This is a genomic window from Rhizorhabdus dicambivorans, assembly GCF_002355275.1.
GTDB classification, from domain to species: Bacteria; Pseudomonadota; Alphaproteobacteria; order Sphingomonadales; family Sphingomonadaceae; genus Rhizorhabdus; species Rhizorhabdus dicambivorans.
The window spans coordinates 4,559,358-4,573,215 of sequence record NZ_CP023449.1 but is presented as its reverse complement, the minus strand read 5'-3'; the positions used below and the strand labels follow the sequence as shown (position 1 = coordinate 4,573,215).

Annotated in this window: 14 protein-coding genes, 1 tRNA gene and 1 pseudogene; 12 read left to right on the top strand and 4 right to left on the bottom strand. The window is 67.3% G+C overall.

Annotated features, from left to right (window positions below):
• Window positions 1–1,131, top strand: a complete 1,131-nt coding sequence (gene glf / locus CMV14_RS21500; protein WP_083215967.1) for a UDP-galactopyranose mutase — start codon at window positions 1–3, stop codon at window positions 1,129–1,131.
• Entirely contained in the window at window positions 1,128–2,231 is a 1,104-nt protein-coding gene (locus CMV14_RS21495) for a glycosyltransferase (RefSeq protein WP_083215963.1), read from the top strand. The genes glf and CMV14_RS21495 overlap by 4 nt, the downstream gene beginning before the upstream one ends.
• On the opposite strand, the gene CMV14_RS21490 is transcribed toward CMV14_RS21495, so the two are convergent.
• From CMV14_RS21490 to CMV14_RS21480, 3 genes are all read right to left on the bottom strand, one after another.
• Window positions 2,144–3,742 carry a glycosyltransferase family 39 protein gene (locus CMV14_RS21490; protein ID WP_066965919.1) on the bottom strand — a complete coding sequence of 533 codons (1,599 nt, stop codon included), beginning with the start codon at window positions 3,740–3,742 and terminating at the stop codon, window positions 2,144–2,146. The two genes, CMV14_RS21495 and CMV14_RS21490, sit on opposite strands and share 88 nt — an antisense overlap.
• Window positions 3,743–3,778: 36 nt before the next feature.
• Window positions 3,779–5,236 (bottom strand): cobyric acid synthase, encoded by a 1,458-nt coding sequence (locus CMV14_RS21485; RefSeq protein ID WP_066965916.1) that lies wholly within the window; start codon window positions 5,234–5,236, stop codon window positions 3,779–3,781.
• A gap of 108 nt (window positions 5,237–5,344) precedes the next feature.
• Window positions 5,345–5,434, bottom strand: a tRNA-Ser gene (locus tag CMV14_RS21480).
• Between the two features lie 127 nt (window positions 5,435–5,561).
• On the opposite strand from CMV14_RS21480, the gene hspQ reads away from it, so the two are divergent.
• The 8 genes and pseudogenes from hspQ (at window position 5,562) to CMV14_RS21440 (ending at window position 11,640) form a co-directional block, all read left to right on the top strand.
• Entirely contained in the window at window positions 5,562–5,951 is a 390-nt protein-coding gene (hspQ, locus tag CMV14_RS21475; protein ID WP_238147316.1) for a heat shock protein HspQ, read from the top strand.
• A 161-nt stretch (window positions 5,952–6,112) separates the two neighbouring features.
• Entirely contained in the window at window positions 6,113–6,475 is a 363-nt protein-coding gene (gene rplU, locus CMV14_RS21470) for a 50S ribosomal protein L21 (protein ID WP_066965913.1), read from the top strand.
• A 27-nt stretch (window positions 6,476–6,502) separates the two neighbouring features.
• Window positions 6,503–6,772 (top strand): 50S ribosomal protein L27, encoded by a 270-nt coding sequence (gene rpmA, locus CMV14_RS21465; RefSeq protein WP_066965910.1) that lies wholly within the window; start codon window positions 6,503–6,505, stop codon window positions 6,770–6,772.
• A gap of 181 nt (window positions 6,773–6,953) precedes the next feature.
• The gene (locus tag CMV14_RS21460; protein ID WP_066965907.1) at window positions 6,954–7,526 is read left to right on the top strand and encodes a GNAT family N-acetyltransferase; all 573 of its coding nucleotides are present in this window, start codon (window positions 6,954–6,956) and stop codon (window positions 7,524–7,526) included.
• A 283-nt stretch (window positions 7,527–7,809) separates the two neighbouring features.
• Window positions 7,810–8,379, top strand: coding sequence for a TetR family transcriptional regulator (locus tag CMV14_RS21455; RefSeq protein WP_066965904.1), 570 nt, complete (start codon window positions 7,810–7,812; stop codon window positions 8,377–8,379).
• A gap of 91 nt (window positions 8,380–8,470) precedes the next feature.
• Window positions 8,471–9,514: a GTPase ObgE gene (obgE, locus tag CMV14_RS21450; protein WP_066965900.1), complete on the top strand. Its 1,044-nt coding sequence runs from the start codon at window positions 8,471–8,473 to the stop codon at window positions 9,512–9,514.
• 100 nt (window positions 9,515–9,614) lie between these two features.
• Window positions 9,615–10,739: a glutamate 5-kinase gene (gene proB / locus CMV14_RS21445; RefSeq protein ID WP_066965898.1), complete on the top strand. Its 1,125-nt coding sequence runs from the start codon at window positions 9,615–9,617 to the stop codon at window positions 10,737–10,739.
• Window positions 10,736–11,640 (top strand): annotated as a pseudogene (locus tag CMV14_RS21440) (NAD-dependent epimerase/dehydratase family protein). Before proB ends, CMV14_RS21440 begins: the two are co-directional and overlap by 4 nt.
• 1 nt (window position 11,641) lies before the next feature.
• Here CMV14_RS21440 and CMV14_RS21435 read toward each other — a convergent pair.
• Window positions 11,642–12,181, bottom strand: a complete 540-nt coding sequence (locus CMV14_RS21435; protein ID WP_066966065.1) for a Pycsar system effector family protein — start codon at window positions 12,179–12,181, stop codon at window positions 11,642–11,644.
• 193 nt (window positions 12,182–12,374) lie between these two features.
• Between CMV14_RS21435 and CMV14_RS21430 the strand changes: the two genes are divergently transcribed.
• The gene (locus CMV14_RS21430; protein WP_066965891.1) at window positions 12,375–12,617 is read left to right on the top strand and encodes an acyl carrier protein; all 243 of its coding nucleotides are present in this window, start codon (window positions 12,375–12,377) and stop codon (window positions 12,615–12,617) included.
• Window positions 12,618–12,623: 6 nt separating this feature from the next.
• Window positions 12,624–13,829, top strand: coding sequence for a serine palmitoyltransferase (gene spt / locus CMV14_RS21425; RefSeq protein ID WP_066965888.1), 1,206 nt, complete (start codon window positions 12,624–12,626; stop codon window positions 13,827–13,829).
• Window positions 13,830–13,858 lie beyond the last annotated feature (29 nt).

Below are 13,858 nucleotides of genomic sequence, written 5' to 3'. Positions count from 1 at the left end.
ATGGGCGGCCCCGCCGAACTGGCGGGCCGGCGCTTCGATGTGCTCGTTGTCGGTGCGGGCTTCGCGGGTGCGGTTATGGCCGAGCGTTTCGCCGCCGATGCGGGTCTGGAGGTGCTCGTCATCGACCGGCGCCCGCATGTCGGCGGCAATGCCCATGACGAACGCGATGCGGCCGGCATACTGGTCCATCGCTACGGCCCCCACATCTTCCACAGCAACGCGCAGGAGGTGGTGGACTATCTGTCGCGCTTCACCGGCTGGCGCCCCTATGAGCATCGCGTCCTCGCCGATCTGGGCGGCGGCCTGCGGGTGCCGATCCCGATCAACCGGACCACGCTCAACCGGCTCTATGATGCCGGGCTGGAGGATAATGCGGCCGTGGAGGCCTTCCTCGCCGAGCGGGCCGAGCCGGTCGATCCGATCCGGACGTCGGAGGATATCGTCGTCGCGCGGGTGGGGCGTGATCTCTATGAACGCTTCTTCCGCGGCTATACCGCCAAGCAGTGGGGGCTCGATCCCTCCCGGCTCGACCGCTCGGTCGCCGGGCGGTTGCCGGTGCGCACCGATACCGACGATCGCTATTTCACCGATCGTTTCCAGGCGATGCCGGCGGAGGGCTACACCGCGATGTTCGAGCGCATCCTCGATCATCCGCGGATCACGGTGCTGACCGGCATCGATTTCGCCGAGGCGCGGGGGGCGGTCGCGTTCGACCGGCTCGTCTGGACCGGGCCGATCGACGAATATTTCGGGCACGCCCACGGCCCGCTGCCCTATCGATCGCTGCGCTTCCATCACGAGACCCATGACGTCGAGCGTTTCCAGCCGGCGGCGGTGATCAACTATCCCGACGAGGCGGTGCCCCATACCCGCATCACCGAATATAAATGGCTGACCGGCCAGCAGGCCCCCCGCACCTCGATCAGCTACGAATATCCCAGCGCCGAGGGCGATCCCTATTATCCGGTCCCCACGCCCGAGAACCAGGCACGATACAAGCTTTACGAGGCGATGGCCGATGCCCGGCCCGACGTGATCTTCGTCGGCCGGCTCGCCACCTATCGCTATTATAATATGGATCAGGTGGTGGCGCAGGCGCTTGCCACCTATCGCCGGGCGGCGGGCCGGTGAGGCAACGGCTTCGTCGGGCGATCGGCGGCTGGCGTGCCGCGCTGGCGGTGGGGCTGCGCCCGTCCGCCCGGCGGATGCTGCTGGTCAGCGACGGGCGCGAATATACCAGCGAGCAGCAATTCGCGCCGATCTGGCGGCATCGCACCCGGCTGCGCCGCGACCTCGGCCTTGCCATCGACTGGTTGCCGCTCGATGGCCCGATCCCGTCGTCCCTGTCGCACTATGATCTCGTCGGCCTCAAAATCTCCTTCCGCCGGTCCGCCGAAGCCGTGGCGTCGACGGCCAGGCGCTGGGCGGGCCGGGGGCCACGGCTGGTCTATTTCGATGGCGACGACGACAGCGCGATCCTCTGGCCGGCGCTGCTCGATCTGTGCGATCTCTATGTGAAGAAGCATGTCTTCGCCGATCCGGCCGACTATGCCCGGCGCTTCATCGGCAAGAGCAATCTCACCGACCATGCCGCGCGGAGCGCCGGCCGCTCCTTTGCCGACGACATCATCCCGGCCTCGGGTGGGATCGATCCGGCGCGGCTGGGGGCGCTCCACCTCGGCTGGAACGTCGCGCTCGACGACCGGATCGCCGGGCTGACGGTCTGGCCCGCCGACGCGCCGCGCACGATCGATATCTGCGGTCGCGCCTATGTGGCGCCCGACAAATGGCTGCTTGACTTGCGCGCGCCCGCCGTCGCGGCGCTCGAATCTCTGCCGCGGGACTGGGCGGTGGCGGTGCCGCGCGAACGGGTGCCGCAGGCCGATTATGACCGCGAATTGCGCTCGGCGAAAATCTGCGTCAGCCCGTTCGGCTATGGCGAGATATGCTGGCGCGATTTCGAGGCGATCATGGCAGGCTGCCTGCTGGTCAAGCCGGACATGTCCCATATCCGCACCGCGCCCGATCTGTTCGTGCCGGGCGAGACCTATGTGCCGGTACGCTGGGACTATGCGGATCTCGAAGCGGCCTGCGCGCCCTTCCTTGCCGATGAGGGCGCCCGGATGGCGATCGTCCGCCGCGCTCAGGCGCGCCTGGCGGAGGCGCTCTCGCCAGACTGGTTCGTCGCGCGCATGGGCGAGTGGCTGGAGCGCGCGGACCGCCAGAGGTGAAGCAGCGCCGGCCGTCCCGTGCCGGCGATGGTCTGGCGCAGCACCGTGCCGGGCGTTGCCGCCAGCCGGCGGTCGAGCTCGCTGCCCGCGAATGTCAGCCACAGCCGGCCGGGCACGACCGGGCCTGGCGGCAGCGTCGAGACGTCGGTGACGTCGATCGCGTGCCCCGCCGCGAGATAGGCGATCGGCCAGGCGAGCCACCAGTCCTCTGCCATCACCCCCGTTGGGCGTCCGCCGCTTTCGGCCAGGATGGCGTCGAACGCCTCCTGTTTGGGTTCGACCGGCCCGGTCTGGAAGGCGCGATGGGATAGGCTGCCGCTCATTTCCAGCGCGCGGATATAATGCTGCCAGAAACCGGCAAGCAGCAGCGCCGCGATCAATGCGGTAGCGGCCACCGGGAAGGTGAGCCGTTCGCGCCGCCCCCCGATCTCCCGCGCCAGCACCGCTAGGGCGAGGGTGCTGGGCGCGATCAGGCACATCGCATAGCGCTCGAAATGGGGCATGATCGCGCCATTGCCGGCCACCAGGAAGAAACCGAGCAGCGTCGCCAGCCAGCCGGCCACCACACCCGCCTCGCGCCCGAAGCCCCGCCGGCTCAGCGATCGCAGCCCCAGCGCCGTCAGCCCGCACAGCAGAACCATGGTCGTCACGTCGACCAGGGGGCGCAGCGCACCGAAGCCGGTGCCGGCGACGAACATATAGACGGTATCACCCGACAGCAGCCGCCCGTAGAGCATAAGGAAGGCGATCCACTGCCGCGGATCGGCCAGCCGCTCCGCGATGGCCGCCGGCTGGACCGAGGCGTTCCCGCCCGAGATCGTCACCGTCATCACCGCGAGCGCGAGGATCAGAAGCAGCGAGAACAGCCCGGCGTGCCGAAGTGCGGGCCGCCAGCCCTCCTGTTCGCGTGCCGCGCCCAGCAGGGCCAGGGTCAGGAAGGGCGCGATGAATATGCTGGTGGCATGCGTCACCAGGGCGATGGCGAAGGCGATCGCACAGAGCAGCGGCCGGTTCGCCAGCGCGCATCCGGCGGCGGCCAGACCGATCAGCGGCACATGGCTCGGGTCCCAGCCGAAGCGCGCATAGGCGATCGTCACTGGCATCGTCGCCAGCAGCAGCAGGGCGATCAGCCCCGCCCCCGCGCCGAAGAAGTGGCGGACGATCCACCAACCCAGCCCCATGGCGGCGATCGAAGACAGCAGGCTGGGCAGGCGCAGCAGCGCGAAGTCTGGATCGAAGAAGGGCTGGAGCAGCAGCAGCAGCCCCAGCTGGAAAGGCCCGGGCAGATTGCCGGTGGGGGTCCGCCATGACGCCGAGGCGCCGGCGGCGATCTTCTCGGCCAGAACGCCATACCAGGCCTCGTCGCCGTTGATGCCCGGCAGGTGGCCGAGCCCGATCACGCGGAACACCAAGGCGAGCGCCAGGGTCGCGCCGATAGCGGTCCAGGCGCAGATTCGCGCGATCGATGCGGGCCGGGCGCCTGCCGCCCCCTGTTCCGGCGCGCTGTCCATCGCCCCGCTATAGGGAGGGAAGGGCCCCCACGGCAATCAGGCGGAGGTGGATGCCAGTTCGAGCAGCGCCGGAATATCGAGATGGCGTTCGAGCGAGCCGGCGATCGAATCGAGCGCGGCATCGACATCGGCATGATGGTCCCGGCCCGCCGAGACCGCGCCAAGCCGGGCGAGCAGCGCGCCGCGCAGGCCGGGCGCTGCAAACAGGCCATGGACATAGCTGCCCATCACCAGCCCCCGCGCATCGACCGCGCCGTCGCCGCGCCCGTCGTCGAAGCGGGCGAAGGGCCGGGCGGTATCGGGCCCTGCCGTCTCGCCCATATGCATCTCATAGCCGTCGAAGGCCGCGCCCATCGCCATGCCCCGGACCCGGCGCAGCGTCTTGGCCGGCGACAGCCGGGTCTCGACGTCGAGCAGCCCCAGCCCCTCGGCGCTGCCCGCCGGCCCCTCGATCCCGTCCGGATCGCTGATCTGCCGCCCGAGCATCTGATAGCCGCCGCAAAGCCCCAGGATCGCGCCGCCCCGGCGGTGATGCGCCAGGATATCGATGTCCCAGCCCTCCGCCCGCAGCGCGGCGAGATCCGCGATCGTCGCCTTGGAACCGGGCAGCACCACCAGCCGGGCCTCGGGGGGGATCGGCCGCCCCGGCGGGATCATCGCCAGTTCGACGCCGGGCTCCAGCTTCAGCGGATCGAGATCATCGAAATTGGAGATGCGCGGCAGGATCGGGCAGGCGACCAGCAGCCGGCCGGCATCGCGGGCCGAAGCCCGTTCAAGGATCACCGCATCCTCGCTCGGCAGCCGGGCGACGGCTGGCAGCCAGGGCACCACGCCGAAGCCGCGCCAGCCTGACAGCCGTTCGATCGCGCGATAGCCGTCCTCGAACAATGTGGGGTCGCCGCGGAATTTGTTGATGATGAAGCCGCGGATCATCGCCGCGTCGGCCGGGTCGATCACATTGCGGGTGCCGACCACCGCCGCGATCACGCCGCCGCGATCGATATCGCCGACCAGGACCACCGGCACCCCCGCCGCGCGCGCGAATCCCATATTGGCGATGTCGCCGCTGCGCAGGTTGATCTCCGCCGGCGATCCCGCGCCCTCGACGACGACGATGTCGCACTGTCCCGCCAGCCGCTTGTGGCTCTCCAGCACCTCCGGGAGCAGCGGACGGCGCCCCTCGATGAAATCGGCGCTGCCCAGCGTGCCGCGCACCCGGCCGTGGACGATCAGCTGCGATGTCATGTCCGCCTGTGGTTTCAGCAGCACCGGGTTCATGTCGCTATGCGGTTCGGCCCGGCAGGCGATCGCCTGCAACGCCTGGGCGCGCCCAATCTCGCCGCCGTCAATCGTCACCGCCGCGTTGTTCGACATGTTCTGAGGCTTGAACGGCCGGACGACGAGTCCCCGATTCGCGAAGGCGCGGCAAAGCCCCGCCACCAGCACCGACTTGCCGACATCGGAGCCGGTCCCCTGCAGCATCAGGCTAGGCATGACGGAGCTCTGGAAGCGTTATCGCGGAACGGGATGATGGATGGCAGACCGACCTCGTTTCATTCCAAGGTGGCCTGCCACCCGAAGCTCCCGCTAGGGAGCGTAGGGTGGCGGAGAGGGTGGGATTCGAACCCACGGTACCCTTGCGGGCACAACGGTTTTCGAGACCGCCCCGATCGACCACTCCGGCACCTCTCCGCAGAGGAGCAAGCAGGGGGCCGTGGAGCCGCCTGCCAGTCGATAGGGGGCGGGCCTTAGCGGAAGGATTCGCGCTTGCCAAGCGCCAGCTTGCATGTCGATGAGACTTCCCTACATTAGCCCTGTGATTGAAAAGAGCGTTTCCATTCCGCCGGTCATCGGCGCTCCGCACCAGGGAATCATCTCCCCGCCCGTCGCCCACGCCCGCTTCGCGATCGGCGATGTGGTGCGTCACCGGCTGTTCGAGTTTCGCGGGGTCGTGTTCGATGTGGACCCGGTCTTCGCCAACACCGACGAATGGTATGAGGCGATTCCGGAGGATATCCGCCCTTCCAAGGAGCAGCCCTTCTATCACCTCTTCGCTGAGAACAGCGATAGCAGCTACATCGCCTATGTCAGCCAGCAGAATCTGGTGCGGGACGACAGCGACGAGATGATCGACCATCCGGCGATCGATGGCCTGTTCGACAGCTATGCCGACGGGCGCTACCGCCTGCGCCGCGAACACAGGCACTGAGGCGGACCCGCTTCGGCCGCCCCTGATCATTTTGGGCGGCTGGTCTGGCCATAATGGTTGACTTTCGGCGACTCCCCCTATAGCGAGCCCCTTCCCGTGCGGGGTGGATGGCCGCGAGCCATTGCCTTTGCGCTAACAGATTTGAAGAAGTGATGAGGGCCATGTTCGCTATCGTGCGCACGGGCGGCAAGCAGTATCGCGTTGCCGCAGGAGACAAGATCGTCGTCGAGAAGATCGCGGGTGACGCGGGTTCGACCGTGTCGCTGGACGATGTCCTGCTGGCCGGCGAGGGCGCGGACCTCAAGGACGTCAAGGGCCTGAGCGTTTCTGCCGAGATCATCGCCCAGGCGAAGGGCGAGAAGGTCATCGTCTTCAAGAAGCGCCGCCGCCACAATTATCGCCGTCGCAACGGCCATCGCCAGCAGCACACGATCCTGAAGATCCTGTCGATCGGCGGCGAAGCCAAGGCGAAGAAGGCACCGGCCAAGGCCAAGGCGGAAGCGCCTGCGGCCGCCGAAGCCTGATCCGAAGAGCCCAGGGAGTAGTTTGAGATGGCACATAAGAAAGCAGGCGGCTCTTCGCGCAATGGTCGCGATTCGGCTGGCCGCCGCCTTGGTGTGAAGAAGTTCGGCGGCGAGACCGTCGTCGGCGGCAACATCATCGTCCGCCAGCGCGGCACCAAGGTCTATCCGGGCCGCAATGTCGGCATCGGCAAGGATCACACGCTGTTCGCGCTGGCCGAGGGCCGCGTCGCTTTCCACAGCGGCAAGCTCGGCCGGAAATATGTCTCGGTCGACGCTATGGCGGAAGCCGCCGAGTAAATCGGACGAACCGTTTTTCGGGTCGTCCAGAGGGCGACCCGAAGGTCCGGCACGCCGGATCGATGAGGGAGAGGGTCGCACCCCCTCCCTTTTTCGTGTCTCCCTCAAAAAATTGTCGCTGCCCTGTAACCTTTTAAGTTCAAAGGCGTTTTCGGGGCGGCGGAGAGGGAGTTCTCAGATTATGTTCGCTCGTACCCCGCGGCTGCTGCTGCGCCCCGGCTGGATGGAAGATGCGCGGGCGCTGGCCGACGCGATCGGCGATTTCGCCGTCGCCGGCCGGCTTGCGCGCGTCCCCTGGCCCTATCGGCTGGAGGATGCCGAAGCCTTCCTTGCGGCCGATCCCGGCCCGCTGCCCAATTTCCTGATCTTCGCGCGTACCCATGGCGCCCCCCGGCTGGTCGGCGGCATCGGCCTCGAGCCGCACGCGGATGGCGCCGAGCTCGGCTACTGGATTGCGCGGCCCTATTGGGGTCTCGGCTTCGCGACCGAGGCCGGGCGCGCGGTGGTCGACCTGGCCGACCGGGGCCTGCGTCTGCCCCGGCTCGTCGCGGGTCACTTCGCCGAGAACCGGGCCTCCGCGCATGTGCTCGAAAAGCTCGGTTTCGAACCGACCGGCACGGTCAGTGCCCGAAGCTGCGCGGCGCGCGGGTCGCTCGAACCCTGCGTCGACTATGTCCGCACGGCCTTCGCGCAGGGACGGACGCGGTTCCCCGCCAAGGCCGGCTATGATCGCGAGGATGCGATGGCTGCCTGACCGCATCGCCGCCACGGGCCATCATTCGGTGGTCTGGGCGGCGTTGTGCGCCGCTTCGCGCAATAAGCTTTCAAGCGATCAGCTTACATTGTTGCAAATTGACTCTAAGTCACTGTTTTAGCGACATCACACAGGCAAAGCACGGCTTGCAGCGGACACAGAAATTGCTTTGCGTTCGGTCGCGGCGGCGATGCTATTCGCGGCGGCCACGGCGTGGGGCCGTCGCTTCCGCTGCCTTGGGGGCGTCCGCTTCGCGCCTGTTTGAGATCGTCAGGGCCCACCGATGCCGCATACCCGTCCGCGCCTGTCCACCGACGAGATGCGCCAGCTCGCGCTGGAAGCCGCGCGCAGCATCCTGATCGATGACGGTCCGCAGGCGGTCACGCTGATGGCGGTCGCCAAGCGGATCAACCGCACCCATGCCAACATCCTTCATCATTTCGGGTCGGCGGGTGAACTGCGCCGGGCGATGGCGGAGATGATGACCGGTCGGATCATCGTGGAGATCAGCGAAAAGGTGGTCGAGGCACGCCAGACCGAAGGCGATATGCGCGAGATCGTCGATATCACTTTCGATGCCTTCGAAAAGCAGGGCATGGCGGCGCTGATGTCGTGGATGATCCTGTCCGGCGAGCATGAAGGGCTCGCGCCGATCCTCGACGCCGTCCACAATCTGGTCGAGGAACTCGGCGAATATCGCGGCGCGCCGCTGCGCCAGATCACCCAGATGCTGGTGCTGACCGCGCTGGGCGAGGGCATGATCGGCGGCCCGATCGCGGCCGCGCTCGAAGTGCCGCGCGAAACTGCGCGGGCGACCCTGGCGCATCAGCTCCGGATCATGCGCGGCTGGTGAAGCGCGGCTGAGGCCCGACTTTCGTCGGGATGACGAACCCGTCGCGGAGCGCGAGGGTTCTTTTCGCCGCCATTTCGTATAAAGGGCCGCGATGCATTTTCTTGACCAGGCCAAGATCTTCGTCCGCTCGGGCAGCGGTGGACCGGGAGCGGTAAGCTTCCGGCGTGAGAAGTTCATCGAATATGGCGGACCCGACGGCGGCAATGGCGGCAAGGGCGGCGACATCATCTTCGAGGCGGTGCCCGGCCTCAACACGCTGATCGACTTTCGCTACACCCAGCATTTCAAGGCCCAGCGCGGCCATGGCGGCGCTGGGTCCAACCGCACGGGCGCGGGCGGCGAGGATCTTGTGATCAAGGTGCCGGTGGGTACCCAGGTCCTGTCCGAAGACAAGGAATCGGTGCTGGCCGACTTCACTGTGCCGGGCCAGCGCGAGGTGTTCCTGCGCGGCGGCGACGGCGGGCGCGGCAATGCCAGCTACAAGACCTCGACCAACCGGGCCCCGCGCCAGCACGGCACGGGCTGGCCCGGCGAGGAGATGTGGGTGTGGCTGCGGCTCAAGCTGCTCGCCGATTGCGGGCTGGTGGGCCTGCCCAATGCCGGCAAGTCGACCTTCATCAACGCGGTCTCGAACGCCAAGGCGAAGGTCGGCGCCTATCCCTTCACCACGATCCGTCCCCAGCTCGGCGTCGCCAGCCACAAGAATCGCGAATTCGTGGTCGCCGACATCCCCGGCCTGATCGAGGGCGCGGCCGAAGGGGCGGGCATCGGCGATCGCTTCCTCGGCCATATCGAGCGCTGCCGAGTGCTGCTCCATCTGGTCGACGCCAGCGGCGACGATCCGGTCGGCGCCTATGAGATCGTCCAGGGCGAACTGGAAGCCTATGGCGCAGGGCTGGCCGACAAGCCCCAGGTCATCGCGCTCAACAAGATCGACGCGATCGACGCGAAGACGCGCGACAAGCTGGCGAAGAAGCTCGCGAAGAAGAGCGGGACCGAGGTGATGCTGCTTTCCGGCGCGAGCGGAGAGGGCCTGCCCGCGGTGCTCGATCATATCATCGAGATACTGGGCCCCGCGCCCGAGACGGTGGCGGCCAATGACGACGGGGAAGCCGAGCCGTGGTCGCCGATTTGACGACGATTGTTCGTCGCCCCGGCGGAGGCCGGGGCCGCAAAAGGCCACGGCGCGACCATTTCGTGACGGCCCCGGCCTCCGCCGGGGCGACGGAATAGATATGTCCGCTGACCGCTTCGCCCCCGCCAATTGCCCCCGGCTGGTCGTCAAGATCGGCTCGGCGCTGCTCGTCGATCCCGACGGCAAGGTGCGGCGCCAATGGCTGGAGGGTGTCGTCGCTGATCTCGCCGCGCGGCACGCGGCGGGGCAGAAGATCGCCGTGGTATCCTCGGGAGCGATCGCGCTGGGCGCGCGGCGGCTCGGCCTGCCCAAGGGCGGGCGGGCCAGCCTGGAGGATGCGCAGGCCGCCGCCGCCACCGGGCAGATCGCGCTGTCGCACTGCTGGGCCGAACTGCTCCACGATCGCGGGCTGACCGCAGCCCAGATGCTGGTGACGCTCGACGATCTCGAGGATCGCCGTCGCTATCTCAACGCGGCCTCGACGCTCGATCGGCTGCTCAGCCTCGGCGTCGTGCCCGTGATCAACGAGAATGATTCGGTCGCGACCGAGGAGATACGCTTCGGCGACAATGACCGGCTGGCCGCGCGCATCGGCCAGGCCGCCGAGGCGCAGGGGGTGATCCTGCTGTCCGATATCGATGGCCTCTACACCGCCAATCCGCATCGCGATCCGGCGGCGAAGCTCGTTCCCGAAGTGCGCCGTATCGATGCGCGCATCCGGGCGATGGCCGATGGCGGATCCGCATCGGGCATGGGATCGGGCGGGATGGTCTCGAAGCTGGAGGCGGCCCGGATCGCGCAGCGATCGGGCGCGCATCTCGCCATCATCTCGGGCAAGCGCGATCATCCGCTGGCCGCCTTCGATGCCGATGGCGTCGGCACGGTCTTCGTCGGCGAGAAGCAGGGGACGGCGCGCAAGGCCTGGCTGGCCGGCCGGCTGACGGTGCGCGGCCGGATCGCGGTCGATGCCGGCGCCGCCACCGCGCTGGGGCAGGGACGCAGCCTGCTGGCGGCCGGAGCGGTCTCGGTCGACGGGCGGTTCGCGCGCGGCGACGTGGTCGACATCGTCGGGCCAGACGGGCACGCCATCGCGCGCGGCCTGATCGAATATGACGCCGAAGATGCCGCCCGCATCGTCGGGCGACGGTCGGACGCACTGGAGGTGATCCTCGGCTATGCGCCACGGTCGGCTCTGGTCCATCGCGATCATATGGTGCTGCTGTGATCCTGGCGGTCACCGGGGGCACGGGCTTCCTGGGCGGCCATGTCCTGCGCGAGGCGGCGGCACGGGGGCATCAGATACGCGCGCTGGCGCGCAGCCCGCAACTGCCGCGCCCCAATGTCGAATGGGTCAGGGGCACGCTGGAAAATCACCGGCTGCTGGCGGATTTGATCGAGGGTGCCGACGCGGTGATCCATATCGCCGGCTGCATCAACGCACCGGCGCTGGCCGGCTTCGTCGAAGCCAACGTCACCGGCACCGCCTCGATGCTGACCGCGGCCGAATCGGTTGGCGTGCGGCGCTTCATCCATGTCTCGTCGCTGTCCGCGCGCGAGCCCGATCTTTCCGACTATGGCTGGTCGAAATGGGGTGCCGAGCGGCTGGTGCGCGACGCTCCGCTCGACTGGACGATCATCCGCCCCCCGCCATCTATGGCGAAGGTGATCGCGAGATGCTGGAGCTGTTCCGCGTGGCCAAGGGCAAGGGGCTGCTGCCGTTGCCGCCCAGGGGAAGGCTGTCGCTGATCGAGGCGGGCGATCTCGCCCGGCTGCTGCTTGACCTCATTGAGGCCGATGCCGCGATCGGCCAGACCTACGAGCCTGACGACAGCGTGGCGGAAGGCTATTCGCACCGCGATTTCGGCAAGCTGATCGGGGCGGCGGTGGGGCGGCCCCGCCTCCTCACGATCGCAATGCCCGGCTTCCTGCTCCGGCTCGCGGCGATGGTCGAGCGGATGCGGCTCGGGGAGAAGGCCAAGCTGACGCCGGATCGGGTGCGCTATTTCTGCCATCCCGACTGGGTGGCGAAGCACCGCCCGCCGGCTTCGATCTGGGAACCGAAGGTGAAGGCGGCCGATGGATTCAGGGCGACGGCCGACTGGTATCGCGCCAAGGGCTGGCTTTAAGCTATCCGATCCCGATAGCGAAATGCAGCACGAAGGCGACGAAGCTGGCGACCAGCCCGCAGACCAGCACCTTATAGGCATAGCCGAGCAGCTTGTACTTCTTGCGCGCGAGCACCCGGCCATTCTGGTAGATATCGTGCGCGAAGGCCTCGAACACGCCCTCATGGGTCTGCACCGTCTTCATCATCAGCGCGATGAACTCCTCCTCGCTCAGCTGGCTGAACGATCCGAAGAACAGCAGGTTGGCCGGCCCGTCGGCACGCGGCACCGCCTTGGTGGACGGCAGTACCGCCATCACCGCGAGCAGCGCCGACAGGAAGGCGGCGGCGCCGAGGATCAGCAGCGCGACCGGCGGATTGCCGCTCTTGGCCTGGCCGATGGTGATGGTGAAGATCACGAAGGTCGTGCCCATCAGCAGATTGGCTTTCTGGTCCGCCATCTGGCTGAGCTGATACTGGATCGACTGGGTGGTGCGCAGCAGGTGGACGAAATCGGGCGCATAGACGCGCGGTCCGTTCGGATTGGCTGGATCGGCCGACACATTCCCCCCTATTCCGACTTGCCCCCTGTCATATTTATGCACGGCGGGCAGCACGCTGCCAAGCGCCGCCGCGCGGCTGCCGCGAAGCCGCCGCAATCGCTTGGCAAGCGCAACGCCACGGATTTTTCATTCCCCGCGATTTGCGAGCCGACGGATGATTCCATCTGCCGCCAAATCGCTTTAAGGACGCAAGATGAGCAGCAGAGAAGACATCTTCACCCGCGTCGCCGAGCAGATCGAGCCCTTCAACAAGAAGGGCGTCGACCTGAAGGAGACGACGAGCTTCGCCGGCGATCTCGAATGGGACAGCCTGACCGTGATGGACTTCGTCGCCGCGGTGGAGGACGAGTTCGACATCATCATCACGATGAACATGCAGGCCGAGATCGAGACTGTCGGCCAGCTCGTCGACGCCGTCGCCAAACTGCGGAGCTGAGCCCCGGTGACGACCGATCTCTTCTCCAAGTTCGACGGGCTGATCAATGAGCGTGAGGCGCTGCTCGCGACCGGCGTGCGCGATCCCTACGGCATCGTCATGGACAAGGTGCTGTCGCCCACCGAGGCGCTGATCAACGGCAGGAAGACCATCCTGCTCGGCACCTATAATTATATGGGCATGACCTTCGATCCCGACGTCGTCGCGGCGGGCAAGAGGGCGCTCGACGAGTTCGGCGCGGGCACCACCGGCAGCCGCGTCCTCAACGGCACCTATCAGGGCCATAAGGAATGCGAGGACGCGCTGAAGGAGTTCTACGGAACGAAGCACGCGATCGTCTTCTCGACCGGCTATCAGGCCAATCTCGGGATGATCTCCACGATCGCCGGCAAGGGCGACTACATCATCCTCGACGCCGACAGCCATGCGTCGATCTATGACGGCTGTTCGCTCGGCAACGCCGAGGTCGTGCGGTTCCGCCACAACAGCGTCGAGGATCTGGACAAGCGGCTCGGCCGCCTGCCGGTAGAGGCGGGCAAGCTGGTCGTGCTCGAGGGCGTCTATTCGATGATGGGCGACATCGCCCCGCTCAAGGAGATGGTCGCCGTCGCGAAGAAGCACGGCGCGATGATCCTGTGCGACGAGGCCCATGGCATGGGCTTCTTCGGCGAGCATGGCCGTGGCGTGTTCGAGGAGGCCGGCGTCTCCGACGACATCGATTTCGTCGTCGGCACCTTCTCCAAGTCGGTCGGCACGGTCGGCGGTTTCTGCGTCTCGAACCATCCCAAGTTCGAGGTGCTGCGCCTCGTCTGCCGGCCCTATGTGTTCACGGCCTCGCTGCCGCCCTCGGTGGTCGCGACCGCGGCCACGTCGATCCGCAAGCTGATGCATGCGGGCGACAAGCGCGCCCATCTGTGGAAGAATTCGCGCCGCCTGCACCAGGGGCTGCGCGACATGGGCTACAAGCTCGGCACCGAAACCGCCCAGTCGGCGATCATCGCGGTGATCCTGACCGACATGGCCCAGGCGGTGGCGCTTTGGCAGGGCCTGCTCGAAGCCGGGCTCTATGTGAACACCGCCAGGCCGCCGGCGACCCCGACCGGCATGTTCCTGCTGCGCTGCTCGCTGTGCGCCGAGCATAGCGACGAACAGGTCGAGCAGATATTGGGCATGTTCGAAAGCGCGGGCCGGGCGACCGGGGTCATTCCCTGAAAGTCGAACCCTTTCGTTACATTAGCAGC